The organism is Peribacillus sp. FSL M8-0224, from assembly GCF_038003055.1.
In the GTDB taxonomy this organism is placed as follows: domain Bacteria; phylum Bacillota; class Bacilli; order Bacillales; family DSM-1321; genus Peribacillus; species Peribacillus frigoritolerans.
Map to the genome: position 1 here is coordinate 264307 of NZ_JBBOOJ010000001.1, position 20002 is coordinate 284308.

The 20002-nt window shown below is 40.1% G+C and carries 21 protein-coding genes and 1 pseudogene; 10 read left to right on the forward strand and 12 right to left on the reverse strand.

Translation table 11 applies throughout. From position 1 onward, the window contains the following. Positions 1–445: 445 nt before the first annotated feature. The 5 genes from MKX49_RS01190 (at position 446) to MKX49_RS01210 (ending at position 5195) form a co-directional block, all read left to right on the forward strand. The gene (locus MKX49_RS01190; RefSeq protein WP_340874345.1) at positions 446–1510 is read left to right on the forward strand and encodes a C45 family peptidase; all 1065 of its coding nucleotides are present in this window, start codon (positions 446–448) and stop codon (positions 1508–1510) included. A gap of 206 nt (positions 1511–1716) precedes the next feature. Next, positions 1717–2007, forward strand: a complete 291-nt coding sequence (locus MKX49_RS01195) for a DUF3817 domain-containing protein (RefSeq protein ID WP_034305497.1) — start codon at positions 1717–1719, stop codon at positions 2005–2007. A gap of 155 nt (positions 2008–2162) precedes the next feature. Beyond that, complete coding sequence (locus MKX49_RS01200; RefSeq protein WP_340874348.1) at positions 2163–2930, forward strand: ABC transporter ATP-binding protein; 768 nt, start codon at positions 2163–2165, stop codon at positions 2928–2930. Continuing rightward, on the forward strand, positions 2917–4836 hold the full coding sequence (locus tag MKX49_RS01205; RefSeq protein ID WP_340874350.1) for an ABC transporter permease: 1920 nt from the start codon (positions 2917–2919) through the stop codon (positions 4834–4836). Before MKX49_RS01200 ends, MKX49_RS01205 begins: the two co-directional genes overlap by 14 nt. Positions 4837–4841: 5 nt before the next feature. After that, positions 4842–5195 (forward strand): YxeA family protein, encoded by a 354-nt coding sequence (locus MKX49_RS01210; protein ID WP_340874353.1) that lies wholly within the window; start codon positions 4842–4844, stop codon positions 5193–5195. Positions 5196–5254: 59 nt separating this feature from the next. Here MKX49_RS01210 and MKX49_RS01215 read toward each other — a convergent pair whose 3' ends face one another. Beyond that, positions 5255–6643, reverse strand: coding sequence for a sensor histidine kinase (locus MKX49_RS01215; RefSeq protein WP_340874356.1), 1389 nt, complete (start codon positions 6641–6643; stop codon positions 5255–5257). Then, positions 6640–7350 carry a response regulator transcription factor gene (locus MKX49_RS01220; protein ID WP_072272401.1) on the reverse strand — a complete coding sequence of 237 codons (711 nt, stop codon included), beginning with the start codon at positions 7348–7350 and terminating at the stop codon, positions 6640–6642. Before MKX49_RS01220 ends, MKX49_RS01215 begins: the two co-directional genes overlap by 4 nt. Positions 7351–7701: 351 nt before the next feature. Between MKX49_RS01220 and MKX49_RS01225 the strand changes: the two genes are divergently transcribed. Then, complete coding sequence (locus tag MKX49_RS01225; RefSeq protein WP_230135756.1) at positions 7702–8877, forward strand: MFS transporter; 1176 nt, start codon at positions 7702–7704, stop codon at positions 8875–8877. A gap of 74 nt (positions 8878–8951) precedes the next feature. Here the strand turns inward: MKX49_RS01225 and MKX49_RS01230 are convergent, their stop codons facing one another. The 8 genes from MKX49_RS01230 to MKX49_RS01265 all read right to left on the reverse strand — a co-directional run bounded on the left by MKX49_RS01230 (position 8952) and on the right by MKX49_RS01265 (position 14943). Further along, the gene (locus tag MKX49_RS01230; protein WP_063592139.1) at positions 8952–9689 is read right to left on the reverse strand and encodes an amino acid ABC transporter ATP-binding protein; all 738 of its coding nucleotides are present in this window, start codon (positions 9687–9689) and stop codon (positions 8952–8954) included. Between the two features lie 29 nt (positions 9690–9718). Next, positions 9719–10423, reverse strand: coding sequence for an amino acid ABC transporter permease (locus tag MKX49_RS01235; protein ID WP_340878432.1), 705 nt, complete (start codon positions 10421–10423; stop codon positions 9719–9721). Beyond that, positions 10407–11231, reverse strand: a complete 825-nt coding sequence (locus MKX49_RS01240; protein ID WP_063595121.1) for an amino acid ABC transporter substrate-binding protein — start codon at positions 11229–11231, stop codon at positions 10407–10409. The genes MKX49_RS01235 and MKX49_RS01240 overlap by 17 nt, the downstream gene beginning before the upstream one ends. 276 nt (positions 11232–11507) lie before the next feature. After that, the gene (locus MKX49_RS01245; RefSeq protein ID WP_340874362.1) at positions 11508–11645 is read right to left on the reverse strand and encodes a hypothetical protein; all 138 of its coding nucleotides are present in this window, start codon (positions 11643–11645) and stop codon (positions 11508–11510) included. A 476-nt stretch (positions 11646–12121) separates the two neighbouring features. Then, positions 12122–12706 carry a YjgB family protein gene (locus tag MKX49_RS01250; RefSeq protein ID WP_340874365.1) on the reverse strand — a complete coding sequence of 195 codons (585 nt, stop codon included), beginning with the start codon at positions 12704–12706 and terminating at the stop codon, positions 12122–12124. A gap of 466 nt (positions 12707–13172) precedes the next feature. Then, on the reverse strand, positions 13173–13643 hold the full coding sequence (locus MKX49_RS01255; protein WP_340874367.1) for a DinB family protein: 471 nt from the start codon (positions 13641–13643) through the stop codon (positions 13173–13175). Positions 13644–14191: 548 nt separating this feature from the next. Continuing rightward, entirely contained in the window at positions 14192–14605 is a 414-nt protein-coding gene (locus MKX49_RS01260; protein WP_340874368.1) for a GNAT family N-acetyltransferase, read from the reverse strand. Between the two features lie 137 nt (positions 14606–14742). Continuing rightward, positions 14743–14943: a hypothetical protein gene (locus tag MKX49_RS01265; protein WP_340874371.1), complete on the reverse strand. Its 201-nt coding sequence runs from the start codon at positions 14941–14943 to the stop codon at positions 14743–14745. A gap of 283 nt (positions 14944–15226) precedes the next feature. Between MKX49_RS01265 and MKX49_RS01270 the strand changes: the two are divergent. The 4 genes and pseudogenes from MKX49_RS01270 to MKX49_RS01285 all read left to right on the forward strand — a co-directional run. Then, positions 15227–15610: pseudogene (locus tag MKX49_RS01270) on the forward strand (DUF1731 domain-containing protein); the annotation flags it as partial. Between the two features lie 62 nt (positions 15611–15672). Next, positions 15673–16866, forward strand: coding sequence for an LL-diaminopimelate aminotransferase (locus tag MKX49_RS01275; RefSeq protein ID WP_340874373.1), 1194 nt, complete (start codon positions 15673–15675; stop codon positions 16864–16866). A gap of 398 nt (positions 16867–17264) precedes the next feature. Then, a complete protein-coding gene (locus MKX49_RS01280; protein ID WP_053533767.1) occupies positions 17265–17537 on the forward strand; it encodes a phage holin in 273 nt (90 codons plus the stop codon). 186 nt (positions 17538–17723) lie between these two features. Then, the gene (locus tag MKX49_RS01285; RefSeq protein ID WP_340874377.1) at positions 17724–18203 is read left to right on the forward strand and encodes a C40 family peptidase; all 480 of its coding nucleotides are present in this window, start codon (positions 17724–17726) and stop codon (positions 18201–18203) included. A gap of 88 nt (positions 18204–18291) precedes the next feature. Here the strand turns inward: MKX49_RS01285 and MKX49_RS01290 are convergent, their stop codons facing one another. After that, positions 18292–18828 carry a GDYXXLXY domain-containing protein gene (locus tag MKX49_RS01290; RefSeq protein WP_202316025.1) on the reverse strand — a complete coding sequence of 179 codons (537 nt, stop codon included), beginning with the start codon at positions 18826–18828 and terminating at the stop codon, positions 18292–18294. Continuing rightward, a complete protein-coding gene (locus MKX49_RS01295) occupies positions 18821–19879 on the reverse strand; it encodes a DUF2157 domain-containing protein (RefSeq protein WP_340874382.1) in 1059 nt (352 codons plus the stop codon). The genes MKX49_RS01290 and MKX49_RS01295 overlap by 8 nt, the downstream gene beginning before the upstream one ends. Positions 19880–20002: the final 123 nt, after the last annotated feature.

The following is a 20002-nucleotide window of genomic DNA, read 5'->3' on the forward strand; positions in this document are numbered from 1 at the left end:
GATTACCAGGCCTTTTTTTGTTCCTTACTTATACAGCATTGTAAGACGAGTCAAAAATAAAAAGGAGAATTCATATACCCTTACAACATGAAGCAGGTCTTTTCTATTTTCGAATAAGTTTTCCATAAGCAGGACTCCTCAAATACAGTATAAGTCCTTCTTATTAAAGTGAATTCTTCGTCAACTATCTCTATTTCTTGTTTACCCTGATAATGCTATTCCGTGACCAAAAAGGTTCATCGCCATCGCCACGCCTTGCAATGGAGTGGCGTTAATTCCATCTCCATGATCCGTCCCCCTCATAAATGTGCCTAGTTACAGATTATGAAGGAGGTACGGGGTGGTGAGTTGTTTCATAAATTTTAAAGGCTTATCTTCTTTATTTTCAACAATACTTCAAGTATCCTTAATTTGAATAGCAACTACTGTAAATGAGGGATAAGCCGTGAAGCAAATATATAGTGATGTCATACAATTTCGGGGTACACATTATGAGTTTGGATACATGCAAGGGGAGGAATTAAAAGATTCACTAACGGTAAAAAACCGTGAAGATCAGTGGAAGATCAGGCAGCCGCGGTTTACGGTTGAAGAAGAAGAGGTCAAAAGAGCCATTACTCAATTCGCCCCTGGCGTTTGGGAAGAATTACTGGGGTTGCAAGAAGCGTTGAAATGGCCAATGGACCGCGTGCTGCAAGAGTTCGGTGGATACCGATTGGATTATGTCCGGTCGGGCTGTTCGATCATGACAGGCAATGATTATCTCATTCGCAATTATGATTACCACCCGAAGACCTATGAAGGACGCTATGTCTTATTCCAGCCAACGGATCAAGGGTATTCAAGCATCGGCCCTAGTCAGCGAGGGACTGGCCGGATGGATGGAATGAACGAAAAAGGGTTGGTGATAGGCTATAACTTCATGAATCGCAAGAACCCTGGTGATGGTTTCATCTGTTGCATGATTGGCAGACTGATCGTTGAATCATGTGCGGACGTTCAGGAAGCGGTGGCGATGTTGAAGGAAATCCCGCATCGTCATTCTTTCACTTACGTCGTCTATGATAAAAGCGGAAGTACCTATATAGTGGAAACCTCTCCGAGAAATGTAGAGGTGCGCACGTCAAATGCCTGTACCAATCATTTTGAAATCATGAAAAATGAAAACCGTAACCATCTTATCGATTCGAAACGCCGATTGGAGATCATTCAAGATCATGAAGGGAAACTTTCTTCAGCCTACGATGCTTATCGGTTGTTTAATGATACAAACCAAGGAGTCTTTTCGGATTTATACAGCAGCTGGGCGGGAACGATTCATACATCCGCTTATTTACCTAAAGAGATGAAAGCTTGGATTGCCTTGGGAGGGAACCAGGAGCCGACTTCCATAGATTTTGCGAAATGGCTCGAAGGGGAAGATGTTGATTTAAGACAAATCAAAGGTGTAATCGATACGGATATTCCCTTCGTGCACATGGATGAGGGAGCGAATTGGTTTCGCATTTAGCGTCTTTAAGTAAACTACAACCATACGTTATTGACAGGCCCAATCCTTTGATTGGGCTTTTTTTATTGTTCTACTTTTAGGAAAACCTGGTACTATTTATTAGTGGGTGCCAACGTAATATAATATGATAGAGTAACAGATTTTGGATTGGGACAGGAAGCTGGATTTGTGTGCCGTACTTGTACAATGAATAAGGGGATGAGCGAATGTTTTCGACAGCTATTGGTTGGTTTCGGTTTATTACAATAATTGAGGGAATCTCATATGTTCTATTGCTTGCCATTGGTATGCCCATTAAGTACATATTGGATATTGGGGAAGCAACACTCATTTTAGGCAGCATCCATGGTTTCCTGTTTGTCGTGTTTGGGCTTTTATTACTTTATGTGAGCATCATATCAAAATGGTCCTTTTTAAAAATGGCGATGATTTTCATCGTTTCATTCATTCCATTTGGTAATTTTGTTATCGACCGCAGGCTTCTGAAGCAAAGTTAAATACTTTTACTATTTAAAAAATCAAAAAAACGCCTTTCCATTTAAATGGGAGGTGTTTTTTTATGGATTTAAGCTTGCTGTAAGGTTGGCACAAAGATGCTGTAAGAATGAGCATGTAAGATAAATGTATCAACAATACTGAAGAGGTGAAACAAATGGAACCATTATTAAAAGTGGAAAATATAAAAAAAACATATGGTAAATCAAGCACTGCCTATACGGCGCTGGAAAATATATCTTTTGACATTCATGCAGGGGAGTTTGTAGGAATCATGGGACCTTCTGGAGCGGGGAAATCGACATTGCTCAATATGTTGGCAACTATCGACTCGCCGACTGAGGGGAAAATTTATATGAATGATACGAGCATTCACGATATGAAAGGGGCGGCCTTAACGGATTTCAGACGTGAAAATCTGGGTTTCATCTTCCAGGACTACAATTTGCTAGACTCATTGACTGTGAAGGAAAATATATTATTGCCACTGGCGATTGCGAAAATTCCAGCGAAAGAAATTACTGCATTGGTGAATCGTATTGCTAAAGTATTTGGGATTGAAGATTTATTAGCTAAATATCCATACCAAATCTCCGGTGGGCAAAAGCAAAGAACAGCTGCAGCCAGAGCGCTTGTGACAGAGCCGGCATTGATCCTGGCAGATGAGCCAACAGGTGCACTTGATTCAAAATCTGCAACAGGTCTGCTGGAAAGCTTAAGTGAACTAAATGAAAATAATAATTCCACCATCATGATGGTGACACATGATGCATATGCCGCAAGCTTCTGCCGGCGGATCATTTTCATCAAGGATGGTACACTTTCAACAGAAATTTATCGTCGTGGCCAATCACGTAAAGCTTTCTTCCAAGAAATCATGGATGTCCTTGCAACAATTGGAGGTGAGGTAGATGACGTTATTTAGTCTGGCGAGAAAAAATATTGCCCGGAACCTTTCCCAATATTTTATATATATCGCATCCATGGTATTTAGCATTATCATCTACTTCACATTTGTAACATTGAAGTATAGTGATGCAGTTGCAGAACAAACGGCTTCATCACAGAAATTAGGTTCATTAATGAGTGGTGCGGCCGTCATCCTGATTTTTTTCGTTGCCATTTTTATTGCCTATTCCAATTCATTTTTCATGAAAAAACGTAAAAAAGAAGTGGCATTATATGCATTGCTTGGCGTACGTAATCGCCAGATTGGCTTTATGCTCTTCTTTGAAAATCTATTGCTAGGCTTGGTTTCATTAGTTGTGGGGATTTTACTTGGATTTCTTTGTTCAAAAGGGTTCATGACGATCTTGATCTATTTAATGGGCTATGATGTCATCGCACCTTTTACATTTTCGGGATCTGCAGCTTTGAACACCTCTATCGTATTTCTTATTATTTTCTTGGTGACATCATTCCAGGGCTATCGTTTAATTTACCAATTTAAACTAATTGATCTTTTCCATGCATCGAAAAAGGGGGAAGCGGCTCCGAAGCCATCTATGATTGTAGCCTTTCTGGGAATTTTCCTGATTGTCATCGGATATTGGTTGGCGATGCAAGATCTTTTTACTTCTAAAGTGTGGGAAAAGATTGGCTTTTTGATGACGGCACTCATTATTTTGACAACTGTTATTGCCGGTACATTTTTATTGTTTCATAGCGTGACAGGCTTTGTGTTAGCCGTGATCAAGAAAAATGAAAAATGGCTATGGAAAGGCCTGCATCTGATGACGGTCTCGCAATTGCTTTATCGCATTCGGGGGAATGCAAGGACATTGACCGTAATTGCGGTGTTAAGTGCTACAACGGTAACGGCTGGCGGTGCTGTTTATGGTCTTTATTATAACGCGAATGACCAAGTTATGACCGTTGATCCGAATACCTTCATGTATCAGCAAACGGATGCTAAAAGCGATCATCAAGTCACCGCCATTTTGCCAGATACAAAGTATGATGAAAATGTTGAAGCGCTATCCATTACATTTAATACGAAAGAACTTAGCGAGGAATCAGCATTCGATAACTCGGATAAAAGGATTTACACGGTAATCGATGAAAGAACATATAACAAATTGGCAGATGTACAAGGTAAGGAAGCATTGCATGTGAATCATGGCAAAGCAGTCATTTTAGATATTGGATATGACAAAAGATTCTCACCTGAATACAAGGACAAGACGATAAGGACAGAAAACAACACGGCGATAACATTCCAAAGCTTTAAAACACAAACGGTTTTAAATGCCAAAACAGCAGGCATTGCAGTGGTTGTATCGAATGATCAATTTAAATCATTGCAAAAAGAAGGGGAAGCCCTGAACTATCGTGCTATCGGTGTTGATCAAGCCTCCGTGGATTTATCTGAAAAAATATCAAAACAAATACCTGAAGAAGCTCTATTTTCCAGTGCGCCTCAAGATTTTCAAGCAAGCATTGAAAGTGTGGGATCATTGCTCTTTATCGGCAGTTTTCTTGGTCTGGTTTTTTTAGCGGCAACAGGGAGTATCATTTACTTTAAAGTTCTAACGGAGGCTGAGGAAGATAAATCACAATACAATATGCTTCATAAAATGGGCGTTAACGCAAAAGAAATGCGGAAATCCATTGCATCCCAAGTGTTTGTAATCTTTTTCGTCCCGCTGGCAGTCGGGCTATTGCACAGTGCGGTCGCTTTAAAAGCCTTCTCGGGGTTATTGATGATGAATCTGGCAAAACCTGTATTGATCTGGATGATTGCTTATACGATTATTTACGGTCTGTATTATATCTTAACGGTAGCTTCTTATAGTCGTATTATCACACAAAATAATAAAACAGAAGGATGATCGAAATGAAGAAATTTTTTATGGTAGTTGGCATATTGTTCATACTTGGAGCGGCAGGAGTATTCGCGCTTACTAAAATGGACTTTAACCGCATGAATGCCGATAATTATTATTTGCAAATTACAGAGGATGGGGTGCAGCATGAAACCAAACTGGATGATGGTACAGTGATGACTTACTATTCTTATGAACTTGACGCCAAAAATGCAGATGGTGAAACGCTACCGCTTGAATTCACAGCACAAAAAAATCTTCGAAAAGATGCTTACTTAAAGATGTACGTGAAAAATGGTGATGAAGTTTCGTCATATGATGAAGTGAAATTTGAGGATATTCCAAAAAAGGCACAACCAAAATAAATAGGAAAGAAGGGCTGTCTGTAAGTTATGGACAGCCCTTTCTCTGTAGAAAAAATAAATTATATAAGTATCGTGATGGTTGTTCCCTTATTTTCAATGCTAGTCAAATCCAGTTTACCTTTATGAGCCAGAATGATGTCCCTTGCAATGGCCATTCCTAAGCCGGTCCCATGGGTACTGGCAGTATTCGTACCTCGATAGTAGCGTTCAAAAACCTGATCCAAATCTTTGGAGGGAATACCGCGGCCATTATCGGCAATGGTAATTTGGGTATGATGTTCTGATTGTAGATGAATATCATCAATTTGTATTTTCACGACGACATTTTCATCATTATGTACGAGTGCGTTGTAGATAAAGTTAAAAATTGCCCGTTTCAGTAAATTTTTATCAACTTTATGTATTGCTTTATCCACATTTGCCTCAAATTCGACCTGTCGATCACCAAATTGTGAATCATTTAAGAGCTCTATCGTCATTTCTCTTATAAACCCAACGATATCAACATCTTCAAATTGCAAAGGAAGTCGTTGGTTGCGTAAACGCATCGTTAAATTGAGGTCATCCAACAGATTTTTCATATATACGGACTGTCTATTAATAATGGATGTAAACTCATACAATTCTTGTGGTGTTAATTCAGTGGCATTGTCTTTCATCAATTCAGTATAACCATGGATGGATGCAAGTGGTGTCTTCATGTCATGAGAAACATTGCTAATCCATTCCTCACGCATTTGGTCGAGTTGATCACGTTCTTTTTCATACTGATCTAACTTTACCGATAGTTCATTCATATTGTGAAATACATCTTCATAGACGCCTTTTGGTATACTCATCTTTTTAAAACGTCTTTCACGAAGCTGCTGAATTCCTTCTATTAAAGTGTTAAGTGGTGTCGTTAATCTTTTACCAAATAATAGTCCAATGACTAGGGCAATAATAATATCCACCGTTAAAAACAGTAAAAGTATGATGTTGAAGTACTTTAAAATGTGAACATAATTATAGGACAGTACATATCGGCCTATTCCTCGATCTTTAACCCCTACAAAATAGCTGAAATCATGAGCTTCGCCGGCAAAAACAGTCGTCTCTGCATCAATTTCTTTATACTTATACATTTGGACGATTTCAACAGGAGAATATACGGTTTGCAATTTTTGAGGTGTGTAATAGGCTGCTACTTGTTCACCCTTATCATTCAAAAATTGTATCCAGGCGTTCGTGTTCCGCAGTTTTTCCAGTCCTTCTTCATTTACCTTTGGTTTGTCATCTATTAGTTCAACATATTGTGAAAAAGATCGGCTAAAGTTCTCCGCAGATTCCTCTTCCGTGTCGAAATGAACAAAGAGTAAGCATAAAAGTAAAATGGTATTTACGATTCCTACGATTACAACAATTGTCACAACGGATCCTAAAAAGCGCCGTGTCAATTTCCACTTCATCTTGTTTCACCCTTGGTCTGTAATTTATAACCAAGCCCTTTAACGGTTATTAGAAAAGATGGCTTTGAAGGATCTGCTTCGATTTTTTCGCGTAAACGGCGAATATGGACCATCACTGTATTATCAGAGCCAAAGAAATCATCGCCCCACACATGTTCAAACAAAGTTTCCTTGCTCAATATCTGATTCGGATGATGCATGAAACAGCTCATCAGACCGATTTCTTTAGCTGTGAGCTCAAGGGTTTCGCCATCCTTTTTCACTTCATTTTCATTTGAACTAAGCTCAAATGGACCAATTTGCAATTTTTTAGGTGAGGTTTTTTCCTCTGTATAGCCCGCCCGCCTAAGCTGCGCCTTTACTCGATAGGCAACTTCTTTCGGACTGAATGGTTTGGTAATATAATCATCCCCTCCAATCGCCAACCCTAAAAGCTTATCAATTTCCTCATCCTTTGCCGACAAAAATAAAATGGGCACATTCGACACTTCACGAATTTGCTTGCATAAATCATAGCCTTCACCATCTGGCAGCATGATATCCAGCAAGACTAGTGATGGATCGAACTTTTGAAACTTTGCCCACCCATCCGCAATCGTCCCCGCCGTAATAATATTGGGGATACCTTCTTTATGTAAAACTGTCTCCATGAGACGTGCCAAATCTTCTTCATCGTCAATAATTAAAATCCACTGATCATTAGACATTCTTCTACCTCCCAAACATCAATCATACCCTACAGTATAGAGTACCCCTTAAGAAAAAATAAGGGGAGGAAAAGATTTTTAACGAACTCATGCCATTGATTTCACGAAACACAGTGAAAATAACGAAGTGCCATTACATGAGAAATGCCTGTAGAGTTGAGGATATTTATGCCTGGTTCTTATTTATTTAAGGGAGTTTCCGAAAGAAGGTCGTGCTTCATACTGATTTGGTAAAGGTTGTATGATAAACTGTTTAAAGTATTGCCAGGTAGATTATGCTAAGTAATGGGATTTTAGGAACTCGATCCAATGTACGTAGCGAATGTGGAAGAATAAAAGGAGAAAAATATAATGGAAACAAAAAAGGTGTTACCCGTACTTTTTTTAGTGATGTTTTTAGTCATGGTCGGATTTGGGATCATCATTCCCGTCATACCGTTCCTTGCTGAAAAGGTTGGTGGCAGTCCTACAGAGCTTGGCCTTTTAATGGCTGTTTATTCACTGATGCAATTATTTTTTGCCCCGATATGGGGACGTATATCTGACCGGATAGGGCGTAAGCCTGTCATGATTATCGGGATTGCTGGACTGGCCCTTTCGTTTTTCATCCAGGCTTCGGCAGATTCCCTATGGGTATTATTTGCAGCCAGAATCATTGGCGGGATTTTGTCATCGGCAAACATGCCAACCGCAATGGCATATGTGGCTGACATCACGACGCCGGAAGATCGGGGAAAAGGGATGGGAATCATCGGGGCCGCCACAGGGCTTGGATTCATCTTTGGACCGGCGATTGGCGGGGTATTCTCCAAATCAAGTTTGAACTTGCCGTTTTACATTGCTGGAATATCCTCTTTGATTACTTTATTCTTAGTGATTGCGATACTGAAGGAATCACATACAGTAGAGAAGAGGGCCCAACAGTCAAAAAATAAAGAGTCCATGTGGAAAGCCTTTAGAGGGCCTCTTAAAACCATGTTCTTTTTGCAAATGATCGTCACCCTTTCAATGGCAGGACTAGAAACGACTTTCGCCTATTTTGCAGCCAAAAAGGCTGATATAAGTCTTGTGCAATTAGGCTATATCTTTATGATCATGGGGTTTGGGAGTGCGATCGTTCAAGGTGGATTAGTGGGCAGGATGACAAAGAAATATGGGGAAGGTTCGGTCATACGAATGGGAATCATCGTCTCGGCAGTCGGTTTCATTCTCATCCTGTTTTCTTCCGGCTTCTGGACATCGGCGGTCTTCCTGACGATTTTCGGAGTGGGTAATGGGTTCATCCGGCCTGCCATTTCGGCCCTGCTTACCAAAAGTTCCATGTCGGGCCATGGCAGTGTCACGGGGTTGCTATCTTCCTTCGACTCGTTCGGCAGGATTGCCGGTCCTCCGATCGGCGGTTGGTTATTTTCGATTTCGATTGATTTACCATTTATATCGGGTGCCATCCTTTCCGTTTTTGCTTTGATTCTTTTTCAGTTATACCATGCACGGACACAGACTAAACAGGTCCAAGCATCTCATTGATATAATGATGGGCAAAACCCCCCATTTCTAAAAATGGGGGGTTTTGCGAACGGTGCTTGAATAGCACCGTTTTTTTATTGAATCATATTGAGGAATTTTCGTGTACGCGCTTCTTTAGGGTTTGTGAAAATCTGCTCGGGTGTTCCCCGCTCCATTATTTTTCCTTCATCCATGAAAATGACTTCATCGGCGACTTCGCGGGCGAAACGCATTTCATGGGTTACCACGATCATTGTCATGCCTTCATCTTTCGCCAGGTCTTTCATGACCTGCAGGACGTCTCCCACTAGTTCGGGATCCAAAGCGGAAGTGGGTTCATCGAATAGCATCACCTTAGGCTCCATGGCCAGGGCCCTTGCAATTCCGACCCGTTGCTGCTGACCGCCGGACAATTGAAACGGATAAAAATCGATTTTTTCACCTAAGCCCACCTTTGTAAGCAGGGCAGCCGCCGTTTCTTTCGCTTGATGTTTGGCGATGTTTTTTACAATGATGGGGCCTTCCATTACATTTTCCAAAGCTGTTTTGTGGGGGAAGAGGTTATAGCTTTGGAAAACCATCCCTGTCAAACTGCGAAAAGATGTAATCGAATTTTTTCTAACGGGTTTTTTGAAGTCCATTACCGTTTCATCGATTTCAATCGTCCCGTCCGTGGGCACCTCAAGGAGATTCAAACACCGAAGAAAGGTTGTTTTACCTGAACCGGAAGGACCGATCAATACAATGACTTTGCCTTGCTCCACTTCCAAATCGATGCCCTTTAATACTTCAAGGTCACCAAACGATTTATGAAGATTCTTAATGTTGATCATTTTAAAATCTCCTTTAACTACTGCGGTTCTTATTTTGCTACATAACGATTAAGTCTCTCCTCTAAACTTCCTTGAATGAAAGATAGAATCGTACACAAAATCCAATATAAAGCAGCTGCTTCTATGTAAAGCAGTAGAAATTCATAGTTTTTTGCAGCGATTTCTTGAGCTTTACGGAATAATTCCGTTACAAGAATGAGTGATGCAAGCGATGTATCTTTTAAAAGGCTAATGAACGTATTGGATAATGGGGGAACGGATACACGTGCTGCTTGCGGTAAAATGATGCGCTTTAACGCTTGGGTATATGACATCCCGATCGAATAGCCTGCTTCCCATTGCCCTTTTGGTATCGATAAAATGGCCGCTCTAATAATTTCCGAGGCGTATGCTCCAACACTTAGTGAGAATCCGATTATGGCCGATATAAAAGGACTGATGGTGACACCTAAATTTGGAAGTCCATAGAAAATGATAAATAATTGCACAAGTAAAGGTGTCCCGCGGATGATTGACACATATACACGCGCAATTATTTGAAGAATTCTAATGGAAGATAATCTAGCCAATGCTGTGAGTACAGCGAGAATAAGGCCGAGAACAAATGAAATTAGCGTTAGTGGAATCGTATATTGAATAGCTCCCTCTATCATCGGATAGAGGGAGGTTTGAGCGATGGAAACAAGCTGGTCCATACGCTCGGGGTCTGTGAAAATATTACTTAGGAGAAACATCTTCACCAAACCATTTATCCGAGATCTTCGCGTACGTGCCGTCGTCTTTCATTGCTTTAAGTGCTTTGTTTACTTCTTCCACTAATTTGCCGCTGTCTTTTCTGAACATTAAACCACTTGCAACTCCGCTTTCTTCCTCATCAGCCACTTTGATAGGTGCATCCGGATGTTGCTTTTTATAATCAAGGTAAGATAATTTGTCATTGATCGTCGCATCTACACGTTTAGAACCAATAAGCTGTACGGATTGTGAAAATCCTTCAATACCTGTAACTTCAGCACCATGTGATTTGGCTAGATCATTGTAGTTACTCGTTAAAGATTGTGCAGAGGTCTTGCCTTTCAAATCATCGAAGGATTTAATATCCGAATTATCTTTGTGTACAAGCAATACGGCCCCTGATTGAATATATGGGTCAGAGAAATCATATTTCTTTTGACGGTCTTCATCGATGCCCACTTGGTTTGCGATCATATCAAATCGTTTTGCATCCAAGCCTGCAAACATGCCGTCCCATTGTGTTTCCTTGAATTCAGCTTTCACTCCAAGGCGTTTTGCCACTTCTTTAGCAATTTCAACATCAAACCCCGTAAGTTTATCTGAATCATCGTGGAATGTGAAAGGAGGATATGTACCTTCTGTTCCAACAGTTAATACGCCATCTTTTTTGACTTTATCATATAGACTTTCTTGTGAAGAAGATTTATTGCCGGTATCGTTTGCCTCATTTTTAGTATCGGTACCACAAGCGGTAAGTACAACCGTGAAAGCTAACAATAGCGATAAAAGTGCAACCATTTTTTTCATTTGGGTAAACCTCCTAGTAATCTGATAGGGATTGATACTCTGTGATACTATACAAGAAAAGGAAAAAAGTCAATGAAAATAACTTATATCATTATTGTTAATGAAACTTGGTGAATTATACGGTTTTTCATGCTTGGAAGTGAAATAAAACGAAAGGGAAGGGAAGTGTACATTAAGATTCTAAGGGGTCAAAAACCCCTCTTCCGCTAAGTGGGAGAGGGGCTCTTTGAGGCCGTCCAGAACTATTGCAGTATTCTTAACTTAGTTTTACCATGATTATTTATCCTCTACGCTGAAGAATATAGGGTTTGAATAGAACCAAAGGTCTTTATAGTTACGTTTGTTTATTTCTGAAAAACGCGTTTCGTTATCCTCGATTTCAGTCTTTTTATCGATCAGCGGTTCACCGTCCATCGTTTCTCCAGAGACATTTTCCCCTAGATTCGTGCCGCGTAAACGGAAATATTGATCCTTATTTGCTTTGACTTTGTAAGTGATGGCATGAAAACCATGCGATCGGTTTTCCAGTCTTTACTTGTAAAGCGTTTAACCACTTTTGTCGTATCATTGGTGGCTTTATTATAAGCAGGTGTTCCAGGCTCTGCTTTCCCGGTTACTTAACTGGAAATTAAATCCACGTGATCTACCTTGACGGGGTCCCCGTTATTGTTCTTTTGGGGGCTCTTAAATCGGACGGTGATCTTGACCATCTGTCCTTCCTTCACTTTAAGGTCCCCGCCCATATCCACCGTATTGTTTCCATTATCTGATTTTGGCAGTACACGGCTTTGAAGTTGAAAGGGAAAGAAGGGGAGGGGCTTGAAACAAAAAAAAGGGTGCAGGGATAATTTCATTCTCTGCAACCTTCGACAACCATTTTACCGTACATATTATTTAGCTTCGAGTAGATTGATATGATCTACAATTTGATTTTCACCGACAATGAATTGCAGTTCATAATTCCCTGTCTTGTAAATGTAGTTGATTTCATTCGTACTGAAAATATGGCGTATTTCGTCAGCACTGCCGAGTTGATTTCCTAATACTTTAGGTGTGATGCTTCCTAGATTATGGTCCCGTTCCACATTTGTCCCGAAATATCGGATTTGTGAGATGGTCTTGTCAGCGTTATAGGCAAATGCAAAACCTGGATGCCCCATTTCTGCATGGTAATAGTCAAAAGTTTCATCTGTGTTACCTGGTTCAGGGGGAGAACCAAATATCTCATATACATCTTTTTGGGTGTTTTCATTAATTTTCAAACCCATGGCAGTATAAGGCATTTCTCCTGAAAAAGCTTTGTTGTAGATTTCATGTAAGGTGGTAAGAGCGTGATCCTTAGCTATGGCAGAAGCGGAATCCATTGTGGATGCAGCCTCAACAGGTTCTGTTGAAAACGATGCACCTGCCCCTAAAAGAGAACCGGTCAGAATAAAGGCGCTGACCATTCTGGCCGCCGGTTTTTTTGATAACATTTCTTATCCCTCCTATATCATTACCTTTCCACAATTTTCTTGCATGAAACATTTTCTTGAAGATAATTGGAGTGTTTGATTATGGTGGAGCATCAGGGGATTTATAAGCTGCATCTGCGGCAACAGTTGATTTAAAGTAAACATATCAAGTTGATCTCTAAAATCATGTTTAGCAAGCATCCTCATCACCACAAGTTTAAATTGTTCTATTTAAAACAATAACCTATCTAAAATTAAAAACTAGGTTGATTGGAGAGGGGGTGAGACTCCTGCGGGAAAAGCGTGTCTAGGGGAGACCCCGCAGGCGCAAGCCGAGGGCCGACCGCCCGCGGAAAGCGAGTGCCTGAAGCGGAAATCAACATCCAAATCGTACAAGCAAAAAAAAACTGCAGACAAACACGATTTTCATCGAGTTGCCTACAGTGTGGTGCTTCAGCATGATGAAACACAATTGAAAATGATTTGATTAATCCCAAACGCTTATTCTAGGGACTCCAGCAGTTCTTAAATAGTCCAATAATTGACCAGTATGTACAGACTCATGATAAGCGATTCTTAGCAACATGTCTCCTAAATCCCTGATATATCCTACATCAGAGCGATCAATTTTAATAGTGGATAAGTCGTCTTCTCTGAATGACATGATTGTTTCCAAAAAATCACGCCTGTATGGTTCAGCAAAATTTAATTCCGCTTCCACGGAGCTAAGTGGCTGTTTTTCATATGGTGATTCATAAACTGGTAAGCTGCCTTGATTTTTAATGGATAAATGATAGTAATGCTCACTATCAAGGACATGTCTAACCATTTCTAAACAGCTCATTGCCTTGTCGTCCGGTTTCCAATGGAGTGTGCCTTTAGGTATTGAAGTCCATAGTTTAATGTTTCTTCTTCTAACCTCTTCCAGATTTAAGATGATTAGTTCTATCGATTTCATTATATCTCCCCTTTTAGAAGGTATACAATCACTATACAGGAATGGGTTTATTTTGAAAATATAGAAAAATATTATGTCTGGGGTATTAAATCATTGCGATTCCTTCCAATATATATAGTACCGCTCCAGTTTTATTCAAAAAGATAAACATATGATAGGTTCACTAGTGTTTACTGGTTGACCTTTTTAATGGGAACTCTACGATCAAGCCAAGCAATGACATACGTTGCATACTGTTTTTTTAATAGAAGTGCCTTGAATACATGGAATATTGCATGAAAAAGAAGCATCGGAGAGAGGGGTAAGATTATAAGAAAGGTAGAAGAGACTACAGGAAAAATGCCTATGAATCCGTGTAGAATTTACAGGCTTTCCTTCCCTAGTTGTTCATTGCATGGAGGAACAGAGAATTCAAATATCCCTATAATCCTATTCCCGCTTATTTGTATTAGTATCAGGAATGAAATTTCAGTTAATATAGGGGTGAAACAGAATGTATTTGATCGATCTTTCTTCTTATCTACGCTATAAGCTTCAAGAGACCCTTCTTAAATCAGTGATTGAATTAGAATGTCATCATGATAAATAAAAATCGGTTTAAAACCAAGGGCTCTAAACTTTTTCAATGCTTCATGGTTATTTTTGTTCACGAAACCGGACACTACAAGGATTCCTTTATTTCTCACATATTCTACTAATTCAGGTAAAAGAGCTTGCAGAATTCCCTTTCCTCTATATTCTTTGTCAATGACTACATAATTAATATGAGCAACTTTATATAAATAAAGATTATAACAAATGAATCCCACTACTTTACCTTTATCATTACAAATCACAAGTACCTTGTGTGACTTTTGCAGAATTTCATTAACTTTATCGGAAGAAACCCGAAAATTTTTTACGGTGATATCCGTTAATTTCTTTATATCCTTTTTAGGTTTCCAGTCTCGAAAAAAATACATCATAACTTCTCCTTTATCTCTATCAGATATAACAGTTATTCACTAGACATATATAGCTGGTACATGTAAATACATAACATGGAATCCCTTTAAATAAGTCCAAAGGGATTCCATGTTAATCTCAAAAAAGCAACCTTCTAATTTTCAAATTCTTTGACAGAAGTGGGTTGCTTGATGGAAGTAGGTTCCTTAATTGAAGTACCTCTATTATTGTTTAATAAATTTTGTAATACTCTTCTCAAGGCAGACCTAAGGCTGCTATTGCCAGTTCCGGAATTACCAGTTCCAGAATTACCAGTTCCAGAATTAACAGCTCTTCTTAGCTTTTTGTTTGACACTGAAATCATCCCCTTTGTTTTATAAATTTCCACATTACTAATTTATGTGTAATTTTCCCTTTTGCTTGGACAAGTTCACCAATTATTGCACAGCGGCAGGTGTTTCTACCATTTAATGTAATAACATGGTGTAATCTATGTGAATTACTTCACATAGAAGACGCTCGTTATTATTCATACTATTAACTCATAAACGAAAGTGGGTTGGTTATATGCTGAAGAAAGTGGTTTTAGCTGGCGGGACTGGTTTTGTCGGTCAATTCTTTGAAAAGCATTTCAGGAATATAGGAATTTGGTTAAATTCGGACTGGGAGGCCATCAAGGATCAGGAAATCAGAAATTCAGTTGGATACATATAGAAGATTTATTTAACATTGTTATTTTTCTGAGAAAGAATCAGGAGCTGAGCGGGGTGTTCAATTGTTCATCGCCGCATCCAGTTACAAATCGTGAATTGATGGCTCATTTGAAAAAGCTCATGAATATTCGGATAGGACTTCCCTGTCCAACACCCATGCTTGAAATGGGGGCTTTCTTTATGGGGACCGAAACGGAATTGATATTAAAAAGCCGGTGGGTCAAACCTGAGAGATTGGAAAAGGCGGGGTATGCATTTAAATTCGATCATCTTGATGTGGCTCTCGAACAGATACTGATGAATTCTTAAAATACTCGAGAAAGATTGCTATAATGATAGATAGAAAATCATTAATGGAGGGGAATGGCAGAATGAATATGACTCCATCTGAAAAAGTCGGAAGATTCACAACAGGAATATTTTCAGAGTTGGCGGCCCGCAAGCAGGATGCAATGAAACGGGGGCTGGATGTTATCGATTTGAGTGTTGGAAGTCCGGATCTACCACCGCCTGATTTTGTGGTGGATACGCTTGTGAAGTATGCGCAGGATCGCAATTCCTACGGGTATACGTTAAAAGGTACGCCTGAATTCCATGAGGCAGTCCGTTACTTTTATCGGATGCGTTATGGAGTGGAGCTGGATGCAGAAAGGGAAGTCCTCCAACTGATGGGGTCACAGGATGGCCTTGCACACTTGGCAACGGCGATGATAAACCCTGGAGATTATGTGCTGGTGCCAGATCCGGGATATCCAATTTATGAAGCGAGTGTGGAACTTGCCGGCGGAATCATTCATCCGATGCCGCTTACTGCCGAAAATGGATTCCTGCCGCAGCTCAACGAAATTCCGGATGAAATACTGAAAAAGACGAAAATGATGATCATCAGTTATCCTGGAAATCCTGTCACGGCCCTTGCTGATGAGACTTTCTTTTCGGACGTTATATCGTTTGCGAAAAAGAATGAAATCATGGTGGTTCACGATTTTGCTTATTCGGAATTGATTTTTGATGATCATCCGCAAATCAGTTTTATGTCCATTCCTGGTGCTAAGGAAGTGGGGATTGAATTTAACTCACTTTCCAAAACTTTTAATATGGCCGGCTGCCGCATTGGGTATGCAGTGGGCAATCAAGAGGCGCTGAACATCCTGGGAACGCTGAAATCACACATCGATTATGGGGTTTTTTATCCTATTCAAAAAGCTGCCGAAATGGCGCTAACTTCCAATCTTTCGCTGCTATCCGAACAGGTTAAGGAATACCAGTCCCGACGTGATGCCTTGATTTCAGGTCTTGCGGAAGGGGGATGGCATGTACCGAAAACATCAGCTACGATGTTTATTTGGGCCCAAATTCCTGCTGGCTGGAAATCACGGGATTTTGCCTATGCATTGATTGAAAAAGCAGGGGTAACGGTCGTTCCAGGCGATGCTTTTGGGAAGCAGGGTGAAGGGTATGTCCGGATGGCCTTGGTCCAGCCGGCCGAGAGATTGACTGAAGCGGCTGAACGGATCAGAGTGTTTTTGCAGGAAAAAATGGAGTGTGAAAAATCTAGCATTTAATATAATCAGGTAATAAATTGGCTCGGCAGTAAAATGGATTTGGGCACCGGTATCCATTCCGGGGGAAATTGAGAGAAAAGGTTTGCGGACGGTGACTACCCATTTACCCATAGAGGCAGAAGCTTATTTTCTAAAGTCAGGAATAAACTGGCACGCCGAGGAGTATATAGAGCTCGAGGAAGCTGTTACTTACTTATTAAAGTGAGGCGTTCTCTAGTGTTTTTAAAAACTACTTTGAAGGTCCATCCTCTGATGGGCTTCTTTATGTTTATGGGAAACTAGAGTAATAGATGATAATGGAATTTTTGAACGTAAAAAGGACAAGCCGCATAAAATATAGCAGGTCCGCGACAATCTTCAATGAAGCGGACTTAATAGGATAGAGAGGGGGAAAAGCAATGATCAACTGGAAAGTGCGTCTTAAGAACCCTACGTTTATATTCACTGTACTCCTTCCTGGGCTTTTAATATTGGCGCAGATGGTTGCCGCGTTCATAAACAATTTCATTACTCCTATAGGCTTTACCATTACTGATGATGCATTGAACGGCGCTTTAGGCATCATTAACTTCATAGCGCTTACATTCTTTGGGATCGGCGGTGTGGTCGATCATACAACTAAAGGTTTAAGTGACAGTGAAAATGCCCGACAATACGAGGAACCTAAGTAATGGACACTATTCTTTCAGCTACTGAAAAGTAGAGTATACCAGATAACACCGTATTAGCTAGACAACGGCGTTATCTGGTTATTTTTTTTGCAGGGATGACGATCGCCGAAAATGATTTGGTCTAAAAACCGAAAATCAACATACATTTAAAATTGTGGTTCATTTTCAGTTTGGGGAGGAAAAAGGATGAGTTATCGTTTACCAGTTTCAAAATGGTTTGCAGCCATAGTTTTAGTCGGGGCATTATTGACGGCATTCATATTCAGTCCGGCTAATGCTTCAGCCTCTATCAATTATGGTGATGAAGTTGCCGCTTTGGCAAAGAAGCAGGTGGGAAGTAAATATAAATATGGGGGGACGACCCCTAAAGGGTTTGATGCTAGCGGTCTTACCCAATATGTATATAAAAATGCCGCCACAGAAATGAAGATTCCAAGAACGAGTGCGGACCAGTATAAAACCGGAAAGGCCGTGAAGCAAAAAGATTTGAAAGCGGGCGATTTGGTCTTCTATGCGACAGGTAAGAAGGAGCAGGTTTCTTTTGTAGGAATCTATTATGGAAATGGCACATTTGTCGGGACTACCACCAAAGGGGTCAAGGTGGTCAAAATGAGTGATAAATATTGGAAAGAAAAATATATAGGGGCAAAACGGGTCATTAAGTAACAATCTGAATTTCACAAGATAATAGTCCAGAAAACAAAAGAGCATCGAAAAACCGATGCTCTTTTTGCTAGTCATATCCGGGGGCCATTCATTCAATGATGATATCGGTTAAAACAACATGGCCATTACGAACTTTTACGACAGCCACTGAAGGATTGGCCAATGCTTCCTTCTCCATTTCCTTTGCCTTTTCTTCGGATGCGAAATAATTGTCCAGACCGTATCTGATCTGAATGGTTTTAGCATTTTGCAGGTCATAAGGGACTTCCAATTCTCCTTTTAGGTACACGCCTTCGCCGGGCTTTTCTTTCGTTACGTAATCAACAGCGTATAGTCCATCAGCGTTTTGTTTTAAACGTACATATACCTTTTTATAATCACCCATATTCCTTGTATTGAACTCGGTTTTAATCGAGTCATCGACTTGCGACGACTTTACTGATTCAATTTCGTATTTCAAAGCTACATAGCTTCCCCTAAACAAATCAGTCGGGTCGACCGGGGCTGTCTTGATCTTGATTACATCTCCTGTCATTGTTGTCCAGACCGGGGGAAACGCCAAGATTAACAAAATCAAGACTGGAATGGAAAATACGATGAGTGGCCGGAATGATGGATTACTCATTGAGTTCCCCTCCTTTTTGTCGTTGGTTTTCAAAGAAGAAGCCAAAACCGATGAGCATGATTCCACCGATGATGAATGTAAGCGATTTTGGCAGGAAGTCAAAGGAGTAGATGTAATATCTGAAAATCAGTGCACATATTATCACGATGCTAGTCAAACTGCCTTTTAGAATCAGATAAAGCAGAAAAACGAAATAAGCTATAGGAAACCAGATTGAAAATTCAAAGGTAAGGAAGAGTGCGGTTATACCATGTAAGATATGCCCTTGTATGTGTGTGATGTTTTGTAATTTGGCTCTTACCGGAATATAGGCAAGCACGATACCCAGTACAAACAAGATGGAAAGGACAATCGTATTCGAATTTTCAAACCCTAGTTTCGGCACGAATTCCATAAGAAATAAGGCAATTGTATTGATGGCTAAAGCGTTAATGAAAAAGGTCAGATAATTAGGGTAATCGAATTTCTTTAACAGAATGTATAAAGCCGGTAGAAATACAAGAATGGCAAACGGATAAGATGTTTCATCAACGAATATACTTCCGTTCAAATAAATGAAAAGCAGGAAAGATGTAAAAAGGAGGATGAAAACATCCTTCAAATAGTATCCAATGAATACCGTTCCAATCGCCCATAATAAAAAGGAATTGTTGAAATTGATGCTAATGTTAAACATCTGCTCGACTAGAAATATCCCTGCACCAAAGATCAGGATACCTGCATAATGCAGACTTCGTGACGTTTTGGGAAAGCGTGCCTGCACTTTCACGCCAGCAAAGTTCACTCCGATGAGGCATGCAATGATAAGCAGGAATTTAACCGCTTTACTTAAATAGATCCAGTTGCTGGCTACGAAGGTCAATACGCCTAAACCTAAAAGAAGTGCCCCAATGGATAATAAAATCGTGATGAAGTTCAAATTGCCTTTTACATGATAGGAACCTAACATCCTCACTTTCTCTTGCCGGGAGATGACTCCTTCCTTTTCAAGGTAATTAAATTCATGCTCAAGAAAATCGAATTGCTTCTTTGTTATTGCTTTGTTGGCCAAAGTAACTCCTCCTTCCACATTTTACTATTATACATCGTATTCTCTTGCTGCTTTGAATATAATGCTAATTTTCTTCTACCCTTATTGGAATGCGTGTAAGGCAAAAAAATATAGTACCTTGCA

What these genes read in the sequence shown, in the direction of transcription:
- MKX49_RS01195 (WP_034305497.1), top strand. Translation starts at nt 1,717, where the DNA reads ATGTTTTCGACAGCTATTGGTTGGTTTCGGTTTATTACAATAATTGAG.
- MKX49_RS01200 (WP_340874348.1), top strand. Translation starts at nt 2,163, where the DNA reads ATGGAACCATTATTAAAAGTGGAAAATATAAAAAAAACATATGGTAAA.
- MKX49_RS01205 (WP_340874350.1), top strand. Translation starts at nt 2,917, where the DNA reads ATGACGTTATTTAGTCTGGCGAGAAAAAATATTGCCCGGAACCTTTCC.
- MKX49_RS01210 (WP_340874353.1), top strand. Translation starts at nt 4,842, where the DNA reads ATGAAGAAATTTTTTATGGTAGTTGGCATATTGTTCATACTTGGAGCG.
- MKX49_RS01215 (WP_340874356.1), bottom strand. Translation starts at nt 6,643, where the DNA reads ATGAAGTGGAAATTGACACGGCGCTTTTTAGGATCCGTTGTGACAATT.
- MKX49_RS01220 (WP_072272401.1), bottom strand. Translation starts at nt 7,350, where the DNA reads ATGTCTAATGATCAGTGGATTTTAATTATTGACGATGAAGAAGATTTG.
- MKX49_RS01225 (WP_230135756.1), top strand. Translation starts at nt 7,702, where the DNA reads ATGGAAACAAAAAAGGTGTTACCCGTACTTTTTTTAGTGATGTTTTTA.
- MKX49_RS01230 (WP_063592139.1), bottom strand. Translation starts at nt 9,689, where the DNA reads ATGATCAACATTAAGAATCTTCATAAATCGTTTGGTGACCTTGAAGTA.
- MKX49_RS01235 (WP_340878432.1), bottom strand. Translation starts at nt 10,423, where the DNA reads ATGTTTCTCCTAAGTAATATTTTCACAGACCCCGAGCGTATGGACCAG.
- MKX49_RS01240 (WP_063595121.1), bottom strand. Translation starts at nt 11,231, where the DNA reads ATGAAAAAAATGGTTGCACTTTTATCGCTATTGTTAGCTTTCACGGTT.
- MKX49_RS01245 (WP_340874362.1), bottom strand. Translation starts at nt 11,645, where the DNA reads ATGGACGGTGAACCGCTGATCGATAAAAAGACTGAAATCGAGGATAAC.
- MKX49_RS01250 (WP_340874365.1), bottom strand. Translation starts at nt 12,706, where the DNA reads ATGTTATCAAAAAAACCGGCGGCCAGAATGGTCAGCGCCTTTATTCTG.
- MKX49_RS01255 (WP_340874367.1), bottom strand. Translation starts at nt 13,643, where the DNA reads ATGAAATCGATAGAACTAATCATCTTAAATCTGGAAGAGGTTAGAAGA.
- MKX49_RS01260 (WP_340874368.1), bottom strand. Translation starts at nt 14,605, where the DNA reads ATGTATTTTTTTCGAGACTGGAAACCTAAAAAGGATATAAAGAAATTA.
- MKX49_RS01275 (WP_340874373.1), top strand. Translation starts at nt 15,673, where the DNA reads ATGAATATGACTCCATCTGAAAAAGTCGGAAGATTCACAACAGGAATA.
- MKX49_RS01280 (WP_053533767.1), top strand. Translation starts at nt 17,265, where the DNA reads ATGATCAACTGGAAAGTGCGTCTTAAGAACCCTACGTTTATATTCACT.
- MKX49_RS01285 (WP_340874377.1), top strand. Translation starts at nt 17,724, where the DNA reads ATGAGTTATCGTTTACCAGTTTCAAAATGGTTTGCAGCCATAGTTTTA.
- MKX49_RS01290 (WP_202316025.1), bottom strand. Translation starts at nt 18,828, where the DNA reads ATGAGTAATCCATCATTCCGGCCACTCATCGTATTTTCCATTCCAGTC.